The organism is Lentzea sp. NPDC004789 (assembly GCF_053601075.1).
Genome location: NZ_JBSGBE010000012.1, coordinates 23,245 through 43,492, shown reverse-complemented (window position 1 = coordinate 43,492; position 20,248 = coordinate 23,245). Strand labels below are relative to the sequence as shown.

General features: G+C 69.6%; 17 protein-coding genes and 1 pseudogene. 6 read left to right on the top strand and 12 right to left on the bottom strand.

Annotated features, from left to right (window positions below):
- Positions 1–46 precede the first annotated feature (46 nt).
- Positions 47–838, bottom strand: a complete 792-nt coding sequence (locus ACWEIJ_RS25855) for an HAD-IIA family hydrolase (RefSeq protein WP_355448703.1) — start codon at positions 836–838, stop codon at positions 47–49.
- A gap of 3 nt (positions 839–841) precedes the next feature.
- The gene (locus ACWEIJ_RS25850) at positions 842–1,288 is read right to left on the bottom strand and encodes a MarR family winged helix-turn-helix transcriptional regulator (protein ID WP_449839814.1); all 447 of its coding nucleotides are present in this window, start codon (positions 1,286–1,288) and stop codon (positions 842–844) included.
- A gap of 115 nt (positions 1,289–1,403) precedes the next feature.
- On the opposite strand from ACWEIJ_RS25850, the gene moaA reads away from it, so the two are divergent.
- Both moaA and ACWEIJ_RS25840 read left to right on the top strand, forming a co-directional pair.
- A complete protein-coding gene (moaA, locus tag ACWEIJ_RS25845; RefSeq protein ID WP_449839813.1) occupies positions 1,404–2,462 on the top strand; it encodes a GTP 3',8-cyclase MoaA in 1,059 nt (352 codons plus the stop codon).
- A 1-nt stretch (position 2,463) separates the two neighbouring features.
- Positions 2,464–2,721: a MoaD/ThiS family protein gene (locus tag ACWEIJ_RS25840; RefSeq protein WP_449839812.1), complete on the top strand. Its 258-nt coding sequence runs from the start codon at positions 2,464–2,466 to the stop codon at positions 2,719–2,721.
- Here ACWEIJ_RS25840 and ACWEIJ_RS25835 read toward each other — a convergent pair.
- Entirely contained in the window at positions 2,685–5,123 is a 2,439-nt protein-coding gene (locus ACWEIJ_RS25835) for a tetratricopeptide repeat protein (protein ID WP_449839811.1), read from the bottom strand. The genes ACWEIJ_RS25840 and ACWEIJ_RS25835 overlap by 37 nt on opposite strands.
- Before the next feature lie 448 nt (positions 5,124–5,571).
- Between ACWEIJ_RS25835 and ACWEIJ_RS25830 the strand changes: the two genes are divergently transcribed.
- Entirely contained in the window at positions 5,572–6,216 is a 645-nt protein-coding gene (locus tag ACWEIJ_RS25830) for a transglycosylase family protein (RefSeq protein ID WP_449839810.1), read from the top strand.
- A gap of 90 nt (positions 6,217–6,306) precedes the next feature.
- Here the strand turns inward: ACWEIJ_RS25830 and ACWEIJ_RS25825 are convergent.
- From ACWEIJ_RS25825 to ACWEIJ_RS25810, 4 genes and pseudogenes are all read right to left on the bottom strand, one after another.
- Positions 6,307–7,199: pseudogene (locus tag ACWEIJ_RS25825) on the bottom strand (molybdenum cofactor biosynthesis protein MoaE).
- Entirely contained in the window at positions 7,196–7,669 is a 474-nt protein-coding gene (moaC, locus tag ACWEIJ_RS25820; RefSeq protein WP_449839809.1) for a cyclic pyranopterin monophosphate synthase MoaC, read from the bottom strand. The pseudogene ACWEIJ_RS25825 and the gene moaC overlap by 4 nt, the downstream one beginning before the upstream one ends.
- Positions 7,670–7,754: 85 nt before the next feature.
- Entirely contained in the window at positions 7,755–9,137 is a 1,383-nt protein-coding gene (locus ACWEIJ_RS25815) for a malic enzyme-like NAD(P)-binding protein (protein WP_449839808.1), read from the bottom strand.
- Positions 9,138–9,244: 107 nt separating this feature from the next.
- A complete protein-coding gene (locus ACWEIJ_RS25810) occupies positions 9,245–9,430 on the bottom strand; it encodes a hypothetical protein (RefSeq protein ID WP_355448731.1) in 186 nt (61 codons plus the stop codon).
- Between the two features lie 86 nt (positions 9,431–9,516).
- On the opposite strand from ACWEIJ_RS25810, the gene ACWEIJ_RS25805 reads away from it, so the two are divergent.
- The gene (locus tag ACWEIJ_RS25805) at positions 9,517–11,769 is read left to right on the top strand and encodes a helicase-associated domain-containing protein (RefSeq protein WP_449839807.1); all 2,253 of its coding nucleotides are present in this window, start codon (positions 9,517–9,519) and stop codon (positions 11,767–11,769) included.
- Between the two features lie 117 nt (positions 11,770–11,886).
- Positions 11,887–12,525, top strand: coding sequence for a hypothetical protein (locus ACWEIJ_RS25800; protein WP_449839806.1), 639 nt, complete (start codon positions 11,887–11,889; stop codon positions 12,523–12,525).
- Positions 12,526–12,666: 141 nt separating this feature from the next.
- On the opposite strand, the gene ACWEIJ_RS25795 is transcribed toward ACWEIJ_RS25800, so the two are convergent.
- From ACWEIJ_RS25795 to ACWEIJ_RS25780, 4 genes are read right to left on the bottom strand one after another with little or no spacing between them, the layout of a single operon-like run.
- Positions 12,667–13,272: a GTP-binding protein gene (locus ACWEIJ_RS25795; RefSeq protein ID WP_030470877.1), complete on the bottom strand. Its 606-nt coding sequence runs from the start codon at positions 13,270–13,272 to the stop codon at positions 12,667–12,669.
- Positions 13,253–14,023, bottom strand: a complete 771-nt coding sequence (locus ACWEIJ_RS25790) for a DUF742 domain-containing protein (RefSeq protein WP_449839805.1) — start codon at positions 14,021–14,023, stop codon at positions 13,253–13,255. Before ACWEIJ_RS25790 ends, ACWEIJ_RS25795 begins: the two co-directional genes overlap by 20 nt.
- 30 nt (positions 14,024–14,053) lie before the next feature.
- Positions 14,054–14,473, bottom strand: a complete 420-nt coding sequence (locus ACWEIJ_RS25785) for a roadblock/LC7 domain-containing protein (protein WP_030470879.1) — start codon at positions 14,471–14,473, stop codon at positions 14,054–14,056.
- Entirely contained in the window at positions 14,470–17,784 is a 3,315-nt protein-coding gene (locus tag ACWEIJ_RS25780) for a nitrate- and nitrite sensing domain-containing protein (RefSeq protein ID WP_449839804.1), read from the bottom strand. The genes ACWEIJ_RS25785 and ACWEIJ_RS25780 overlap by 4 nt, the downstream gene beginning before the upstream one ends.
- Positions 17,785–18,268: 484 nt before the next feature.
- Here ACWEIJ_RS25780 and ACWEIJ_RS25775 point away from each other — a divergent pair, with 484 nt between their 5' ends.
- Positions 18,269–19,246 (top strand): ABC transporter substrate-binding protein, encoded by a 978-nt coding sequence (locus ACWEIJ_RS25775; protein WP_449839803.1) that lies wholly within the window; start codon positions 18,269–18,271, stop codon positions 19,244–19,246.
- A 52-nt stretch (positions 19,247–19,298) separates the two neighbouring features.
- On the opposite strand, the gene ACWEIJ_RS25770 is transcribed toward ACWEIJ_RS25775, so the two are convergent.
- Complete coding sequence (locus ACWEIJ_RS25770) at positions 19,299–20,075, bottom strand: LppU/SCO3897 family protein (RefSeq protein WP_449839802.1); 777 nt, start codon at positions 20,073–20,075, stop codon at positions 19,299–19,301.
- Positions 20,076–20,248: the final 173 nt, after the last annotated feature.

The window sequence follows — 20,248 nt, the reverse complement described above, 5'->3', positions numbered from 1 at the left end:
CGATCCGTGTCCACGTCCGCGACGATAAGCGATTACCCCTCGCGCGTCAGTGGCCAGTCCAGTCGCCGAACGGGTCCTGAGAGTGACCGACCAGCTCGGCGATCGACTTCAACACGCGCGTCGGCCGGTACGGGTACATCTCGGCGTGCTCGGAGGTGAAGATCCCGGAGAGCACGAGGATCGTGGACAGGCCGGCTTCCAGGCCCGAGCGCACGTCGGTGTCCATCCTGTCACCGATCATGAGAGCGTTCTCCGAGTGCGAGCCGAGTGCGCGCAGGGCCGAACGCATCATCAACGGGTTCGGCTTGCCCACGTAGTAGGGCTCGCGGCCGGTGGCGCGCTCGATCAACGCGGCCACGGCGCCGGTCGCGGGCAGCGAGCCCTCGCGGGACGGGCCGGTCGCGTCCGGGTTGGTCGCGATGAACTTCGCGCCCTCCTCGACCAGCCGGATGGCCTTGGTGATCGCGGTGAAGCTGTAGGTGCGGGTCTCGCCGAGCACCACGTAGTCCGGGTCGCGGTCGGTCAGCACGTAGCCGATCTCGTGCAGCGCGGTGGTCAGCCCGGCCTCGCCGATCACGAACGCCGAGCCGTTGGGGCGCTGCGAGTCGAGGAAGCGCGCCGTGGCCAGCGCGGACGTCCAGATGGACTTCTCCGGGATGTCGAGGCCCGTGCGCTGCAACCGCGCACGCAGGTCCCGTGGCGTGTAGATGGAGTTGTTGGTGAGCACGAGGAACGGGGTGTCGGCGGCGCGCAGCTCCGCGACGAACTCGTCAGCGCCGGGGATCAGGTGCTCTTCGTGAACCAGAACACCGTCCATGTCCATCAAGTAGTGCCACATGGCCTAAGTATCGATCACGCGCTTGCGGAACGTCTCGATCTGGAGCTGGAGATAACGCTCGATCACATCGAGCTCGCCGGCGTCGAAGTGGCCGAGCACCTCGATCAGGCTCTGCCGCGCCGCCTCGAACATGTGCGCGAACTTCGCCACGTCCCCCATCGTGACCTCGACCAACACCTTGCGGCGGTCGTGCGGGTCACGGACACGGCGGACGAATCCGGCACGCTCCAGACGGTCGATCACGCCCGTGACGGCACCGGTGGACAGCCCGGACAGCTCGGCGATTCGACCGGCCGTGACGGGGCCACCTGCCCGCATGACGAGATCGAGGCACTTCTCGTCGGTCGCGGACAGCCCCATCTGCTCGGCGACCTTCGTGTGGAACATGACGGTGAGCGCGCTCTGCTCCCGCATGTACCAGGTGAACCTCTCCAGCGCCTCAGGTTCCATGTCGAACATCTTAGCCACTAAGACAATTCCTTGTGACAGTGCTCCAAACGGGCGGAACGTGAGAAACCTCGTTGTTGGAGGCATCCACAAGAGGATGTTGATTACCCTGGTAGGGGTGACAGCAGTGGACCTGGGACTACCCGTCGTGCGTGGTACGCCGGACGCGTCCACGCGCCCCGACACACCGCTGCTGGTCGACAGGTTCGGCCGGGTCGCGAAGGACCTGCGGGTCTCCCTCACCGACCGCTGCAACCTGCGCTGCACCTACTGCATGCCGGCCGAGGGCCTCGACTGGCTGCAGAAGGACGAGCTGCTGACCGACGCCGAGCTGATCAGGCTGATGCGGATCGCGGTCGTCGACCTGGGCGTCACGGACATCCGGTTCACCGGCGGCGAGCCGTTGCTGCGGCGCGGCCTGGAGCACGTCATCGCGGCGACGGCCGAGCTGGAGCCGCGCCCGCGGATGTCGATGACGTCCAACGGCATCGGGCTGGCCCGCCGGGCGCAGTCGCTGAAGGACGCCGGCCTCAACCGGATCAACGTCTCGCTCGACACCCTCGACCCCGACCGCTTCGCCACGCTGACCAGGCGTGACCGCATCACGGACGTGCTGGACGGGCTGGACGCCGCGCGCGCGGCGGGCCTGGAGCCGGTGAAGGTCAACTCCGTGCTGCTGCGCGGAGTCAACGAGGACGAGGCCGTCCCGCTGCTGCGGTTCTGCGTCGAGAACGGCTACCAGTTGCGGTTCATCGAGCAGATGCCGCTCGACCCGCAGCACGGCTGGACGCGCACGAACATGGTCACGGCCGACGAGATCCTCACGATGCTGTCGGCCGCCTACACGCTCACGCCTTCGGAGACCCCGCGCGGTGGCGCGCCGGCCGAGCGCTGGCTGGTCGACGGCGGCCCCGCGACCGTCGGCGTGATCGCGTCGGTGACCAGGCCGTTCTGCGCCGCCTGCGACCGCACCCGGCTCACCTCGGACGGCCAGATCCGCAACTGCCTGTTCAGCCAGACCGAGACCGACCTGCGCAGGCTGCTGCGCGACGGCTCACCCGACGCCGCGATCGCCGACGCCTGGCGCGCCACCATGTGGGCCAAGGCGGCCGGTCACGGCATCAACGACGCGGGCTTCCACCAGCCCGACCGCCCCATGAGCGCAATCGGAGGCTGACGTGACGGCCGTGAAGATCAGGTACTTCGCGGGGGCGCGCGCCGCGGCCGGGGTGGCCGGCGAGGACCTGCTGCTCGACTCCCCCGAGCCCACCGTGGCGCTCGTGGTGAGCAAGATCGGCGAACGGCACGGCGACAAGCTCGGCAAGGTCCTCGCCGCCTCCAGCTTCCTGCTGGACGGCGTCGCGGTGCGCGACACGTCGACACGGGTGCCCGCGGGCGCTCAGCTGGACGTGCTGCCGCCGTTCGCGGGCGGCTGAGCCAGCTTCCGCTCCCACGCCCGGCGGCCGGTCACACGGGCCAGCTCCAGCGCGTGCACCCGGCACCGTTCGGCTTCCTCCTCGTCGCCCAGCGTCCGGTGGATCTCGGCCAGTTCGGCCAGCGCGGGTACCTGCCGGACGCGCAGCTGCCCGCGTTCGGCCGCGGCGACGGCCTCGACGGCGTGCGCGAGGGCCTCGCTGAGGTGACCGAACGCGTGTTGAGCCGCCGCGAGACCGGTCAGCGCGTCGACCTCACCCCGCAGAAAACCGACCTTGCGGCACAACACGAGCGCCTGCTGGTGGTACGTCACCGCGTCGTCGAGCCGGTCCTGCGCGCGCGACGCCCGCCCGAGGGTGTTGAGGGCGTCCGCCTCGGACTTCGGGTCGCCGTTCTCGACCGCCAGCTCGAGTGAGCGGCGGGCACCTGCCTCCGCCTCGGCGAAACGGCCGCGTTCGAGGTCCAAGGACGCGTAGGTGTCGAGTGTGCGGAGGACGAACACGACTCCCAGCGACGGGTCGTCGAGCATCGGTGTGAGCACGTCGAGGTGCTCTGCGGCGCGGTCTACGTCGCCGACGAGGAGGCCGACGTCGGCGAGGTGCCCTTCGGCGAACGCGACACCGCGCGGGATGCCCTGCTCGGCCGACAGCCTCGCGACCTTCTCGGCGTACGAGATGCCGAGGTCGAGCGGCCCGAGGTCCAGGTAGATGCCGCTGAGGTTGTAGAGCACCGGCGGGCTGTCCCCCATGATCTGCAACGCCTCGCTCAGCACCTCGGCCGCAGCGGTGAGGCGACCGTACTCCCAGTTCACGATGCCGAGGTTCGTCAGCAGCGGACCCAGCACCTGCTCGTCGCCGAGCGCCCTGGCCACCTCCACGGCCGCCTCGAACTCGGCGAGCGCCTCGGCGAACTGGCCACCCCGCCAGTGCGCGAGGCCGAGCGAGCCGCGCATGGTGGCCTCGGCGGTGCGATCCCGGTGCAGCCGGGCCGCGCGCAGGCCCGTCCGGACCGTGGCGACCCAGTCGACGAGATGGCTGTGGAAGTAGAAGTAGGCCCGCATGGCGTCGGCGAGCTGCCACGTCACCGGCTGGTCCGCCGACGCGAGGACCGCCGCCACGACGCCCGCCCGTTCCGCGTCGAGCCAGGCGAGCGCCTGGGGCGTGTCCGCCAGGTCGTGCCGCGGCACGTCGTTCGCGATCCGCGGCAACGCCATCTTGCGGAACTCCGGGTGCAGCGTGCGGCTCGCCGCGTCCGCGTTGACGAGGTAGTAGTCGTGCAGCCGGCCGAGCTCGGGCTCGCCGAGCCGCATCGCGTAGATGCGGAGGAGGTCGTGCAGGGAGTAACGGTCCTGTGCGCGTTGCACGAGGTTCGCGTCGACGAGCTGGTGCAGCGGTGCGGTGGCGTCCTCACCGAGCAGCGCCGTCGCGCCGCCGAGCCCGAAGTCCGGTCCCGGCACGTGCCCGATCAGCCGGAACAACCGTTGCGCCGCAGGGGTTTGCGCGCGGTAGGAGAGGTCGAAGGTCGCCCACACCGCGGTGTCGCCCTCGATCTCCAGCGCCGCGAGCCGGTCGTCGCCGCGCAGCTCGGTCAGGTAGTCGGGAAGGTGGCCGGTGGCGACGTTGGCCGCGGCGATCCGCAACGCCAGCGGCAGGTGCCCGCAGAGCCGCGCCAGCTCGGCCCGTTCGGACCGGCTGCCGCCGATGTCCAGGTGCGCCAACAGGTCCTGCGCCTCGCCGTGGCCGAAGACGCCGATCCTGAGCTGTTCGTACTCCGGGAGGTCGGTGCGGCTGGTGACGATCACCTTCGTGCGGCCGCTCGCGGGCAGGAGCGGTCCGATCAGCTCGCGGGTGGCGTTGTCGATCACGACCAGGACGTCGCGATCAGCGGTCATCTGCTGGTACAGCTCGGTTTGCGCGGCCAGGTCGACCGGGATCTCGTCCGCGCCGAGCGCGCGCAGGAACCGCGACACCGCCTGCTCGGCCGTGACGGGCGGGGTCGGTGAGAACGCGCGGAGGTTCACGTACAGCTGACCGTCGGCGAACCGCTCGCTCAGCCGGTGTGCGATGTGGACGGCCAGCGACGTCTTGCCCACGCCGGGCGGCCCGGTGATCGCGAGCACCGGTGCTGCGGACTCCAGCGCCTCGGCGATCTCGTCGGCGCGGCCGACGAAGTCCGGGAGGTCGGCCGGCAGCTGACGGGGACCTGGCAGGCGCGGCACGAGCCGGTAACCGGACGGCTCGGTGACCACCTGGTCGGTCACGCGCAGCCGTTGCACGAGGTTGCGCAGCGCGGCCCTGGGGTGGGACGGCTTGTCGTCCCCCCAGACGGCGTCGATCAGATCGTCGAACGGCACCGGCTGACCGGGTGTGGCAGCCAGGGCCGCGCGCAACACGTCGATCCTCATGGGTTCATCGTGCCGAACACTCGCTCGGGCGCGCCCCCACGCCTTGACGAGGTCGTCGCTCGACCGTGAGCGGCGTGTCTCCAATGGCCCAAAGACCGTGAGCCACGCCTCACTTTGCGTAATAGATCTCGGTCGATCTCAGAACGGATACGGACCGATAACGACGGTGCTGAGCTGCTGTTTTGTAGCTTCCACACAACGTTTCAAAACGTTACTGTGATGCGCATCACAGCTCGATACGTTTGGTGCGGGCTCCCCCGGTTACGTACCGTCGCTCCTCGGCTGGCCCCGACCGGCCACGAGCAAGACCGGAGGACCGAGCACCGAACCCAGTCCGAGGGTTCTCCGGAACAACCCCGAGCGAGAGAAACCGCCGGACTGGGACGCAGGGACGTACCGGGCCCCGAACCCGAGTCCCTGACCGCAGGTGCGGTGGACCGAGAGGCACATGGCTTTCAACCGAGGCAAGCAGGGCAAGCAGGGTTCCGCCGCTCGCACTATCGCCAAGGTCGCGGCTGTCGGCATCATCGCCGGCGCCCCTCTGGGCCTGGCCGTTGGCACCGCCAACGCCGCCCCTGGAATGGACTGGGACGCACTCGCGCAGTGCGAGGCCAGTGGCAACTGGGGAGCCAACACCGGCAACGGCTTCTACGGCGGCCTGCAGTTCACGCAGGGCACCTGGAACGCCAACGGTGGTACGGGCAACCCGGCCAACGCCTCCCGCGAGGAGCAGATCCGCGTCGCCGAGAACGTGCTCCGCACGCAGGGCAGGGGCGCCTGGCCGGTCTGCAGCCAGCGCGTCGGCGCCTACGTGGGCAAGACCGCGCCGGCCCCGAAGCAGGCTCAGCCGCAGCGCAAGGCCGCGCCGCAGCAGCGCCAGGCCGCCGCGCCGGTGCAGCAGGCGCCGGTTGTCGTCCTCGCCGGTTCGACCTCGAACCCGAACGGCAACTACGAGATCAAGCCGGGCGACACGCTGTCCAAGATCGCCGACGAGAACAAGGTCGCCGGCGGCTGGCAGGCCATCGTGGAGAAGAACAAGGACTTCCTCACGAACCCGGACCTGATCTTCCCGGGCGCCAAGATTCTCATCTGATCGTGGTCGGCCCGTTCCCGGGCTGACGCAGGAACCAGGGACCTCACCGCGACCCCCCGGCGGTGAGGTCCCTGCCTGCGTTTTCGTGCATCAGGGGCAGTTGACCCACTCGTCGTTGCCGTCCGAGAAGACCTGGCGCTTCCACACCGGCAGGCGTGCTTTGACCTCGTCGACGAGGTCCGCGCACAGCGAGAAGGCCTCCTTGCGGTGCTCGGCCGCCACCGCGCAGGCCAACGCCACGTCACCGATCTTCAACGGGCCCACGCGGTGGGAGACCGCGATGCCGTGGACGCCGGAGTACTTCCCGGCGAGCGACTCGACGACCTCGGCCACCACGTCGCCCGCGGAGGGGTGGGAGTGGTACTCGAGCTCCAGGACGGACCTGCCGCCGTCGTGGTCGCGGACCACGCCCGAGAAGGTGACGACGGCGCCTGCCCGGTCCGAGGTGACGAGGGCCTCGTGTTCGGCCACCGAGAGGGGCTCTTCGGTCACGACCGCCCTCAGCACGACGCTCATTTGTGGTCACCTCCGCGCAACTGGTCCAGGGCATGTTCTACGACGGTGGCCAGGACGTCCAGGCCGTCCCGGACTCCGCCGGTCGAGCCCGGCAGGTTGACGATCAGGGTCCGGCCCGCGACGCCGGCCACGCCTCGGGAGAGGACCGAGCCCGGGACCCGCGGCCAGCCGGACATGCGGATGGCGTCGGCCAGGCCCGGGACCTCGTAGTCCAGGACCGCTCGGGTGGCCTCCGGGGTGCGGTCGGTCGGGTTGATGCCGGTGCCGCCGGTGGTGAGGACGAGGTCCGCACCCGACGCGACGGCGGAGGCCAGTGCCTCGCGGACCGGCTCGCCGTCCGGCACGACCACCGGGTCCGAGACCTCGAAGCCGCGGTCTTCCAGCCAGGAGACGATCAAGGGACCGCTGCGGTCGGCGTAGACACCGGCGGCGGCTCGGTTGGAGGCGGTGACGACCACGGCCTTCACGGACGCTCCCACAGGCCCGACTTGCCGCCTTCCTTGCGCTCGACGCGGACGGCGTCCAGGGTGGCGGCCGGGTCCACGGACTTCACCATGTCGTGCAGGGTCAGGCCCGCCACGGAGACCGCGGTGAGGGCCTCCATCTCCACCCCGGTGCGGTCGGTGGTGCGGACGGTGGCCGTGATCAGGACCGAGTCCTCGGCCAGGGCCAGGTCCACCACCACCGACGACAGCGAGATCGGGTGGCACAACGGCACGAGCTCCCAGGTGCGCTTCGCGGCCATGATGCCGGCGATGCGGGCCGTGGCCAGGGCGTCGCCCTTGGGCAGGTCGTCGGCGCCCAGCAGTTCGACCACCTCGGCGGTCGTGTGCAGGACTCCGGTGGCCACGGCCGTCCGGGTGGTCTGCTCCTTGCCTGAGACGTCGACCATGCGGGCCGCGCCTTGCGAGTCCAGGTGGGTGAACTGCTTGGTCATACGGCGATCGTATGCCCGCCCCCGGGGGAACGCGGGAGCCTCGCGTTCCCCCGGAGGAAACGAAGGGCTCCCGCGTTCCCGGCAATCAGGACTGCGCCGCCTTGCGGACTGCTTCCGCCACGGCCGGGGCAACCGTGTTGTCGAAGACCGACGGGACGATGAACGACGCGTTCAGGCGGTCGCCGTCCACCACGTCGGCGATGGCCTGCGCGGCGGCCAGCAGCATCGCGTCGGTGATGGTGCGGGCGTGCGCGTCCAGCAGGCCGCGGAACACGCCGGGGAACGCCAGCACGTTGTTGATCTGGTTCGGGAAGTCCGAGCGGCCGGTCGCCACGACGGCGGCGTGCTGCTGGGCCTCCATCGGGTCGATCTCCGGGTCCGGGTTGGCCAGGGCGAAGACGATGGCGTCCTTGGCCATGGTCGCGACCTGCTCCGCGCCGAACAGGTTGGGCGCGGAGACGCCGATGAACACGTCGGAGCCGACCAGGGCGTCGTGCAGGCGGCCGGCCTGGTTGTCCTTGTTGGTCGACGCGGCGATGGACTTCAGGTTCGCGTCCAGGCCGGGGCGGTCGCGGTGCACGATGCCGTCGACGTCCACGGCGATGATGTCGCCGGGCTCCTGCGCCAGCAGGAGGCGGATGATCGCGGAACCGGCCGCGCCGACGCCGCAGACCGTGATGCGGCAGTCCTTGATGTCCTTGTTGACGACGCGCAGGGCGTTGCGCAGCGCCGCGACGACGACGATCGCCGTGCCGTGCTGGTCGTCGTGGAAGACCGGGATGTCGAGCTTCTCGCGCAGGCGGGCCTCGATCTCGAAGCAGCGCGGCGCGGAGATGTCCTCGAGGTTGATGCCGCCGTACACGGGAGCGATGAGCTCGACCGCGCGGATGATCTCCTCGGTGTCCTGGGTGTCCAGGCAGACCGGCCAGGCGTCGACGCCCGCGAACTTCTTGAACAGGGCCGCCTTGCCCTCCATCACCGGCAGCGCGGCGGCGGGACCGAGGTTGCCCAGGCCCAGCACGGCCGAACCGTCGGTCACCACGGCGACGGTGTTGCGCTTGATCGTCAGACGGCGCGCGTCGTCCGGGTTCTTGGCGATCGCCTCGCACACCCGCGCCACACCGGGCGTGTACGCGCGGGAGAGGTCGTCGCGGTTGCGCAGCGGCACCTTCGACGAGATCTCGATCTTGCCACCGAGGTGCACGAGGAACGTGCGGTCCGACACCTTGCGGACGACGATGCCGGGCAGCGTCTCCAGCGTGTCGGTGATGTCCTTCGCGTGGTTCGCGGAGAGGGCGTTGCAGGTGAGGTCGATGACGACGCGGTCGTTGTGCGACTCCACGACGTCGAACGCCGTGATCACTCCGCCGGCGCGGCCGACGGCCGTCGTGAGGTCACCCGCAGCGCTCGCTGACGGCGGCGCCTCCAGGCGAACGGTGATCGAGTAACCAGGGCCGGGGACCGGCATCGTCTTCCTCCCACGAAGTGCTGCTCAAGCGGGAAGCGAGCCTATCCCCGGGCCCATTGCGGTACTCACGCGACTCGACCAGTTTTAAGACCGGCCTGACAATCCACTCAGGACTTGTTGATCTCGGTGACCGGGTGCGTGTAGCCGAGGTCCTCGACCGGCAGCGGGAACGTCACCGAGCCGAACGGGGAGAGCGCACCCTGCGAGTCGCTGGTCAGTTCGGTGACGGGGTGGCCGCCGTCCGGCCCTTCCGGCCAGTGCGGGTCGACCCGTCCAGGGCGTCCTTTCGCCACGTTCTCCTCCTCGGTGGTGCCCAATGACGCGCACAAGTGTGACAGAGCACGATGAGATCTCCACCGGCCCATATACCGTGGTGAGAATGTCCGGCATCACTCTCGCCGACTGGCTGCGCGCCCGCGACGACGCTGCTCTCGTCGCCCTGCTGCGCGCACGCCCGGACCTGGCAACGCCTCCACCTGCCGATATGTCCGTGCTCGCGACACGGGTCGGCACCAGGGCGTCGATCGCGCGTGCCTGCGAGGACCTCGACACGTTCACGCTCGCCGTGCTCGAAGCCCTGGTCGTGCAGGGCGCGGACACCGAGCCCGTGGCGTTGCCCACACTCGCCGCGGTGCTCGGGCCGGACGTCAAGCCGAAGCCGCTCAAGCAGGCCGTGGCGAAGCTGAAGTCCCTCGCGCTGGTGTGGGGTGACGACGACGCGTTGTCGGTCCCTCCGGTCACGCGGGAGGCGTTCGGCACGTATCCCGGCGGGCTCGGGCGCGCGACCGGGCAGACGTACGACCTGCACGGCATCACCGAGGGCGAGCAGCGGGTGCTGCAGAAGCTCGCCGCCGGGCCGCCCATCGGCGACACCAAGGACGCCTCCCGGGTCGTGCCGCTCGACAAGGCGGAGACGCCCGTGCAACGGCTCCTCGCCCGCGGTCTGCTGCTGCGACGCGATCCCGGCACCGTTGAGCTGCCGCGGGAGATCGCGCTGCGGTTCCGCGGCGACAGGCCCCTGGGCCCGATCCAGGTCACCGAGCCGAAGCCGAGGACGAGCACGCTGCAGCAGGCGGGCATCGACGCCACCGGCGGCGGTGAGGCGCTGGAGCTCGTCCGGCACGCCGAGAACCTGATCACGAGCTGGTCCGCGGAACCGCCACCGGTGCTGCGGACCGGCGGCCTGGGCGTCCGCGAGCTGCGCAAGGCGGCCAAAGATCTCGACGTCGACGAACGCCGGGCCGCGCTGCTGATCGAACTGGTGGTCGGCGCCGACCTGGCCGCGAACACCGAGGCCGCCGAGCCCGAGTGGGTGCCGACGACGAAGGCCGACGTGTGGCTCGCCGCGACCGCCGAGGTCCGCTGGGCCACGCTCGCGCACGCCTGGCTGGAGCTGCCGAGGCTGCCCGCGCTGGTCGGCAGGCGCGACGAGAAGGACAGGCTCTTCACCCCGCTCGCGGACGAGATCCGCCGCGCGCAGGCACCCCGCGACCGCCGGTGGGTCCTGGAGACGCTGGCCGCGTTCCCCAGGGGCACCGCGATCGCGGACCCGGCCGACCTGGCCGCACTGCTCGGCTGGCGGGCACCGCGCCGGGGCGGGCGGCAGCGCGACGAGCTGGTGCGCTGGACGGTCGAGGAGGGCACCGCGGTCGGCGTGCTCGCCCTCGGCGCGATCACCAGCGCGGGCCGGGTGCTGCTCGACGAGGGACCCGGCCACGCCGCCAAGTCGCTCGCCGACGCCCTGCCGGCACCGCTCGACCACGTGCTGGTGCAGGCCGACCTCACCGTCGTCGCGCCCGGCAGGCTCGAACCCGAGCTCGCGGACGAGATGGCGCTCGTCGCGGACGTCGAGTCGGCGGGCGGCGCCACGGTCTACCGGATCAGCGAGACCACGGTCCGCCGCGCGCTCGACGCCGGACGCACTGCCGATGAGCTGCACGAACTGTTCAAGATCCGCTCACGCACGCCCGTTCCGCAGTCGTTGACCTATCTGATCGACGACGCCGCACGGCGCCATGGGAGGCTGCGCGGCGGCGCTGCCGGTTCGTTCCTGCGGTGCGACGACCCGGTGCTGGTCAGCGAGGTTCTCGCGCATCCCGAGGCGGCCCGGCTGGAGCTGCGCCGGATCGCGCCGACGGTGCTGGTCAGCCCGTTGCCGCTGGCGGACGTGCTGGACGGGCTGCGCTCGGCCGGGTTCGCCCCGGCGGCGGAGGGCCCGGACGGCCAGGTCCTAGACCTGCGACCGGGTGGCCGCCGGACCACACCGCGACAGCGGACCGCCCGAAAAGCGGCGTCACCCGCCGTGCCCGCCGACGAACGGTTGGGTGAACTCGTCCGGCTGGTCCGAGCCGGTGATCGTGCCGCCGCGACACCACGGGGTGAACGCGTGGCCGTCCCCGGCCACCTCGGCGCCGGGCCGTCCGCCACCCTGTCGTTGCTCCAGCAGGCCGCACGGGCGCGACGGAGAGTGCTCGTCGGGTTCGTCGACTCCCACGGCACGGCCGCACAGCGCGTGGTGGAGCCGCACGTGGTCGGCGGGGGTGTCCTCGAGGGCTACGACCACAGCTACGGAGAGGTGCTGAGGTTCCCCCTTCATCGCATCACGTCCGCCGCATTGGTCGACGAGGACTGACGGACCGTCATCCCCCGGTCGAACCGCACGTCCACCCTTGCGTGGCCAGAGCGCGACCTAGCGTCGAGTGGCGTGAGCGTTTCACGACGCTCGCTCGACGAAGGAGGAGCAGCGCAAATGGCCATCACCCGGTGGGCGCGTAAAGCCGTCCTCACCGCAACGGCACTGGCATTCGCCCTGCCGTTCACAACCGGAACAGCTCAGGCCGAACCGATCATCCAGGTCCTCGAGGACAACAACGTCAACGTCACCATCGGCCTCAGCAACAACAACGTCGACTCGGTGCCGGTCAGCCTGGGCACCCTGAACGTCCCGCTGTCCACCGGCGAGGGCTTCGACGTCAACGCCGGCGCACAGGCCGCGCTCGACATGGCGGCCGCGATGAAGGAAGCCATCCACTCCGGACAGATCCCCGGCGTGAACATGGGCGCCGCGCACGTCCAGGCGGTCAAGGAGATCGAGGTCGCACCGGCACCGGCGGCTCCCGCCGTGGCCGCGCCACCGCCCGTGGCCGAAGTGGCGGCACCGGCGGCCGCACCCGAAGCCGCACCCGAGGCCGCGCCTGCGCCCGCTCCGGTCCTCGAGTCGGCCGTCACGGTCACCGACGACACGGCGGCGCTGACCGACGAACCCAAGGGTGACGACGGCGACGACGACGATGACGACGCCGCCGGACCGTCGGGCTGCCCCAACATCACGGCCCTGGGCATCCTCAGCATCTGCCTGCTGCCGAACCTGGTCCAGCTCCACATCTGACGAGCCGCACGCGGCACCGGGAGGAGGTCATCACGACGGACGCAACCCACATCTGATCAGACCGCAACGACGAGGCGAGCGCCGCACCCGAAGGTGGCGCTCGCCTCGTCGCACGTTCTGCAGTTGTCCCGGCGAGGGACGTCAGCCGGCGCGGACGGACATCCACTGGCGCATCGCGTGCTCCACCAGTGTGATGAGCGTCTGCTTCGTCGACTGCCGGTTGCGGGCGTCACACGTCACGATCGGCACCGACTCGTCGATCGTCAACGCCTCGCGCACGTCCTCCAGCCTGTGGTGCAGGAGGCCGTCGAAGCAGTTGACGCCCACGACGTACGGCAGCTGCCGGTCGTCGAAGAAGTCGATCGACGCGAACGCGTCCGCCAGCCTGCGGGTGTCGACCAGCACGATGGCGCCGATGGCACCACGCACCAGGTCGTCCCACATGAACCAGAACCGGTGCTGACCCGGCGTACCGAAGAGGTACAGGATCAGGTCGCTGTCGAGCGACACGCGGCCGAAGTCCATCGCGACCGTCGTGGTGACCTTGTTCGGCGTGGCGGAGAGGTCGTCCACCCCCGCGCTGGCCTCGGTCATCACCGCCTCGGTGGTCAACGGGACGATCTCGGACACCGAGCCGACGAACGTCGTCTTGCCAACACCGAAGCCACCCGCCACCACGATCTTGGCGGAGGTCGTCGGCTTCCGTGCGCCCTCGGCGCCCTGGGGACTAGAGCCTGCGAAGCCCACTGAGCACCCTCTCCAGGAATTCCATGGAAGGCCGGTCCCCCACGACCAGACCGCCCTGGTGAATCAAAACCAATCCCATGCTTGCCATGTCGCCGATCAACACCCGCACGACGCCAAGAGGCAAGCGTAGGAGTGCCGCGACCTCGGCCACCGACCGAGTGTCCACACACAGCCCGCAGATCGACCTGTGCTCGGGAAGCACCGCGGCGTCCCGTTCCAGGCCCCGCTCGCTCGTCGAGATCAGTGCCTCGATGGCGAGGTCGTAGTCGGGTCGTGTGCGTCCACCGGTGCGCGTGTAAGGCCGCACCAGTGAACCCGAGTCCGCAGAAGAATTCTCCTCCGGACGCACCACGGGCTGCGCACCGGTGCTGTACGCCGGCTGCGTGCCGGTGGTGTACACCGGCTGCGGCCCGGTTGTGTACGGCAGTTGTTCCGGCACGGCGTCCGGCATCTCGTGCTGGCCGAAGAGGTCCGCACCGGGGCCACCGAACAACCCGGTGCCGTAGCCGTCGATGTCGAACCGGTTCGGCACGTCGTCGTACGGATACGACGACGAGTCATCCACCTCACGCTGAGACATATCGCCTAGCCCTTGCCCTGTAACCCGCTCATCGTGGGGTGCGTCCTCGGCTTCCTCTGGTTCTTGGGGAATCGCGTCAGGCTCGTCGAACTGGAACCCACCAGCGGCCCACTCCTGGTAGTTGAAGTTCCTACCGAAGCCCCGGCCTCTAGCGCCAGATCTTCCAGCCATCTCTTCTCACCCCTGAACTGCCAGTGAGGTCTAGCGACGGACCACGCCCTGAAGCTGCGCGCGCAGCTCAGGGGTGAGTTGTTGACCGACTCTCTCCACCAAAAGCGTCATCTCGTAGGCCACCAGGCCGATGTCACAGTTTGGTGCCGCCAGGACGGCGAGGCACGAACCGTCACTGATCGACATGAGGAACAGGTAGCCCCGCTCCATCTCGACCACGGTCTGGTTGACCCCGCCTGCCTCGAAGCAGCGGGCAGCACCCTGTGTGAGGCTGACCAGTCCGGACGCGACAGCGGAGAGCTGCTCTGCACGGTCCCTGGGCAGGCCCTGGGACCCCGCGAGCAACAGCCCGTCCGCGGACACCACGACGGAATGTGCCACGCCGGGCACCCTCCGCACGAAGTCGGTGATAAGCCAACCAAAGCTGCCTGGCTGCGCTGCGGTCGTCACTCCTGCTCCTCGTTCTGCCGGCTCGACTGGTCACCAGCGTATGCCTCGATCAATGCGTGCCGGCCTCGCCGGACACCACTCTGAAGGCTCGACATCCGTCCGCGCACCGCGTCGGCGGAGCGTGGCGGCAGCGGGGGCCGCTGCGCCGTCTGTGTCACGGCCTGCGGCTTGGGTGCTGCAGATCCTGGCACGAGTTGAGCCTTCGGTGTCCGTTTCGGCAATCCTGCCGCTGTCTTCGACTCCGGCGTCTTGTTCAACAACGCCTGAGCCGCCTGCCATCCCTCATCGGCAGGCGATTGCCAAGCCGACTCGGAAGTGGGTGCCGCCGCTGGAGTCTCCTCCACAACGGGCTCCGGTTCCACAACTCGCTCCTGCTCGGCGGGTGCGGTCACTTCTTCCTCGACCGCCTGCTTCACCCTGGAGCGCGGCTGGCGCACGGGCAGGCCTGCTGCCGAAGTGGTGGTGGGTGTCACCGCCGGGACGGGCTTCGGGGTGCGGGTCGGCAGTTCCGGCTCGGGCCCGTCCGAGAGCGGAGGGGTCTTCACCGGCTCGTCGATGTAGTCGACGCCGGACTTGTCCTTGTCCAGCCCGCCGAGCCTGATGGACTCGGCCCGCCCGTTGGTCTGCGCGGGTTCCGGGCTCTCGGCGGCCGGTGGGACCGGCACCGCCGTGGACGCGGACGTCTCGCTGCCGACGGCCTGGAACCACTGCGACAGCACCGCCTCGTAGATCGGCAGGCGCTCGGTCGGCGCGTCCAGGTCGTGCTCGACCTGCTTGCGGGAGGCCTCCGAGGTGCCGTTGCGGTGCGCGAGCTCGGTGTCGACCGGGGCTCGCGAGACGCCGTTGCTGGAGGCCGGTTCCGCGTCGATCGGGGGGATCGGCACGAACTGCGTGGTCTCGTAGCCGGGCTCGAAGGAGATCTCGCCGTCCTCTTCGTGCCGGTCCTCGTAGGCCGTGAAGAGGGTCGGTTCGCCGAAGGAGCCCTCCGGCTCCACGGCCGCCAGCTGGTCGCGCCGCCACCGCTCGGACGGCGTCGAGTCCTGCGCCGGAACGTCGTCGTGGGCGGACGTCTCGTTGTAGACGGGGACCGCCGTCGCACCCGCACCGGTGTCGGTGAGCGGGCTCGGGACGAAGCTGACCGGGATGCTCGGGCTCGACTCGTCGATCCTCGGCACGGAGCCGGTGGCACCGCCGAACGCACCCGCGATGCCGCTCGCCCTGGTGGCCGTCGTGCCGATCTCGGTGGTGAGCTCGGTGCCGCTCTGCGTGGGCGCCATGCCGAACGCGCCGGCGATCCCGGATCCGGACGGCGGGGTCGTCGGGCCGGCACCGGGCGCGGAGACCAGCGTCTCCGGCACGAGCACCAGCGCGGTCGTGCCGCCCTCGATGTCCTCGTTGCCGCGCAGGCGGACCTTGATGTCGTGGCGCTTGGCCAGCCGCGCGACCACGTACAGGCCCATTCGGCGGGAGACCGCGACGTCGACGTCCGGCGGGTCGGCCAGCCGCTCGTTGGCGTCGAGGATCTCCTGGTCGCCCATGCCCACGCCGCGGTCCTGGATCTCGATCGCCAGCTCGCCCTTGCGGGTCTTGGCCGTGCGCACGGTGACCTTGGTGACCGGGTCGGAGAACGCCGTGGCGTTGTCCAGCAGCTCGGCGATGAGGTGCACGAGGTCGTTGACCGCGCGGCCCTGGACGGTGAGGTCCGGGGTCTGGCCGACCTGCACGCGGGCGTACTGCTCGACCTCGGAGACCGCGGCGCCGAGGACCTCGGCGGCCGGGACGGGCCGGGTGAGCCTGCGCGAAAGGTCAGTGCCGGAGAGGACCAGCAGGTTCTCCGAGTTGCGGCGCATGCGGGTGGCGAGGTGGTCCAGCTCGAACAGCGAGGCCAGCTGGTCCGGGTCCTGCTCGTCCTGCTCCAGCCGGTCGATCAGGTTCAGCTGGCGTTCCACCAGGGCCTGCGAACGACGCGACAGGTTGACGAACATCGCGTTGACGTTGTCACGCAGGAGGGCCTGCTGGGCGGCCAGTCGCACCGCTTCACCGTGCACCGCGTCGAACGCGCGCGCCACCTGACCGACCTCTTCACGCGTGTGCACCGGCACCGGCTCGACGGCGGTCTTGGCCGCGTCCTCCGGGTTCGGGTCCGCGAGGATCCGCTCGACCGCGTCGGGGAGTCCGTGGTCGGCGACGTCGAGGGCGGTGCGGCGCAGCGTGCGCAGCGGGTTGAGGATCGAGCGGGCGACGAACAGCGCCATCAGCAGCGCGAGCGCGAGGAACGCGAGCACGAGGCCGGTCGCGAGGTACGCCTGGGTCCTGGTGGCACCCGCGAGGTCGTCCGTCTTGTTCTGCAGCTGCTCGACCAGCAGGTTCTCGACGTCACGGGTCAGGTTGACCGTCAGCGTGGCGGCGATGTCCCACTTCTCGGACGTCAGCTGGCTGAAGTCCTTCTTGCCGGCCTGCTGGTTGATCGCCGATTCCTGCATGTCGTTCGCGGTGTCGACGATGAGGCCGGTGACGGTGTCGTCGTAGATCTTGGCCTGTTCGGGCGTCGCGGACTTGCGGAAGTCGTTGCGGGCGGCCGCGAGCTCGGCGTCGGCCGACTGCAGGGCGCGCAGCTGGGACGGCGTGAACGCCTTGCGCTGGAAGACGTCGAGCAGAATCGCCCGCTTGAGCGACTCCTGCTCCTTGATCCGCGCGATGGCGTTCGTGGTGAGGTGCAGTCGCACCAGCTCGGGGTCGTTGATCTCGGAGATCGTCTGCTCACCGAGGTTGATGAGCGTCTCGATCGACTCCGAGTAGGTGCGCTGGACGGCCTCGGCGGGGTACTGCGTGTCGCGCACCGAGTTGCGGAGGCTGTTCAGGCGGTTGAGCTGGTTGAACGCGACCTGGAAGCGCTCGACGGCCGCCGGGTTCAGGTCGGAGCTCAGCTCGGCGATCTTGTTGCTGAACGCCTCGCTGGTGTCGTTCACCCGGCGCAGCTGGCGCTCCAGGACGACCCGGTCGACCTTCTTGTTCGACGCGACGTAGCTGACCGAGAGGTCGCGCTCGCGCTGAAGCTGCTGCACCAGGTCCGCGACCGCCGTCTCCAGGCGGATCTGGTTCGCGAGGTTGTTGAGCTCCGTCGCCGCCTGGAGGTCGGTGCGCACGCGCAGACCACCCAGGACGAGCGCACAGACCGTCGGGATGAGCAGAACGGCGAGCAGCTTCGTGCGCAACCGCCAGTTGCGCAGCCGCCACCCCGCAGACCGGGCAGGTCCTGAACCGGGTCCGGCCGCGACGTCTGCTTTCACCGCGTTCGGTGTCACATTCATCGTGCCGTCACCCAGCGCAGCCAGTCCGTCACCCGATTCGGGCCTTTCGGAGCGTGTGGTGTCACCCACGCCAAACTGGCTGGGACCTCTCTCACGTCGGGCCACTCTGGGCTTCCTCTTCCAGCAGCAGTGTCCCGGTCTCTCCCCAGGACCGAGCATGGACTCGTCAAACGGGCCGAATTGCAGCACAGAGGTTGTTCGCCCGGTGAGGCGACCTACCCCGTTCTGAAGACACGATCCTCTACTGCGACCTGTGCCACCCGGCGGGGAGCGTAATGGCCACCCCCTCCTCGGGGGAAGTCTCCAGAAGCACTCACCGTATCGAGATGGGGTGTCGTTTCATACGTTCAGGTGGTTAACATCCCCGGTTGTCGGCACGCTTCGCCTCCGTCCGAACGCCCTGTTGGGGCTGCGGACTACCTGGTCTGTGGCGACACTCACTGATCAACTCGATGCTACTCAAGGCCTACCGGCGAGAGGTGCCATGGCTACCCGAGCCAAAGCTCTGCGGCTTGTCGCAGTGCTCATCACGTGTGTTCTGACCGCGAGCTGCAGCCTGTTCGGAAGTTCGTCGAACAGCGGCACCGCGGACGTGGAGCGCAACATCCTGCGCATCGGCGTGCTTCCGGTCGTCGACGTCGCCCCGCTGCGGATCGCGCTGACCGAGAAGCTGTTCGAGAAGGCCGGCTTGCAGGTCAACCTGGTCACGCAACCCAGCGAGGCCGAGGCCATCAAGCAGCTGGACACCACGCTGGACATCACGTGGGCCACGCACGTCAGCCTCTTCCGCTCCGTTGCCGAGGGCACCGAACTGCAGCTGCAGGGCGAGGCCTACCAGGCGGGCCCGAACTCGATGGCGCTGGTCACGTCCGCGTCGTCGGACTACGACGACCCCGGCAAGAAGCCGAACCCGATCATCGCGGTGAACAGCGAGACCGACATCGGCGCGCTGACCACCCGTGCGGTGCTGGACACGGCCGCGGTCGAGAAGCAGAAGATCAGGTTCAAGCCGATGCCGTTCGCCGACATGGCGACCGCGCTCAAGGCGGGCCAGGTCGACGCGGCGTTCATGATCGAACCGTTCATCACGAAGGCCCAGCGCGACATCGGCGCGAAGATCCTCACCGACACCGCGCGCGGCCCGACACTGGACTTCCCGATGTCCGGCTACGCGTCGTCGAAGAAGTTCGCCGAGGCCAACCCGAAGACGCTGAAGGTCTTCCGCGACGTGCTGCGCGAGGCCCAGCAGCGCGCACAGGCCAACAAGCTGGCCGTGCAGGACTCGCTGACCAGCTACGCGGACGTCGACCAGCCGACCGCCGCGCTCGTGTCCGTGGGCACGTTCCCGCTGTCGCTGAACCCGATCCGGCTCCAGCGGGTCGCCGACATGATGGACACCGAGGACGTGCTGTCCGGCCGTCTCGACGTGCAGCAACTGCTGCCACCGGGTACGACGAATTAGTTGTCGCCAGACATGAAAAAGGCGGGCCGTTTTTTCGGCGGCCCGCCTTTTTTCACTTCCCGCCGACCGCGGTCACGCAGTAGGTGATTCCCGGCGCCGGTTCCGCGTACGAAACGGCGGTCGCCTCACCGCATTCGGCGGTCGCGGCCTTGACCACCTTTTCGATCTTGACGACCTTCTGGACGACGACCTCGTTGACGCCCTTCGAGCAGTCGACGACCTTCATGCCCTCCATGCTGATCTTGACGAGCTCCTCCTCGTAGCACTTGCCCTCTTCGAGCTTCTCCACGAGGCAGAGCTTCATGCCGGAACCGCGGCGGCCCTTTTCGGTGTACTCGGCGTAGTCCTGGCTGGGGCAGGCCTCCGAGGTGTTGTTCGAGGCCTTCGCCACGAAGTAGTTCGCCTCCGCCGCACCGCAGTCGACCTTCTTGTACTTCGGGCTGATCGTCGTGCCCGTGACGCTCGCGCAGTCGCCGGCCTTGGCCGACGGCTCGGTGATGGCGCTCAGGCCACCGCTGATCAGCACCTTCACCAGGATGCCGACGCCCACCAGCACGACGATGCCGACGATCGAGCCGATGGTCTTGCCGGCACCGCTCTTCTTGGGCGGCGGCGCGTACGGCATGGGGCCGCCAGGCGACATCTGGCCGGGCGGCGGGCCGTACGGGTCACCGGGCGGTGGACCGTACGGGCCGGGCTGACCCGGCTGTCCGGGCTGACCCTGCGGCGGCGCGTACGGGTTGGGCTGCTGACCGTACGGCTGCTGCGGCTGCCCACCGGGAGGCGGGCCGTACGGCCCTGGCTGCTGCGGGTAGTTGGGGGTGGTCACTGGATTCCTCTCCGATGGGGCTTGCTGAAGACGGCGAAACCGGAGCCGGCGGGACCGGCTCCGGTTTCGGAATGCCTGACAGGCCGAGCCATTCGCGTGCGCACGCCTGCGCCGAACAGCCCACGCCCCCCGGCACGGCCGGAGGATGAGGTTGCCACGCAGGGGAGGAATCC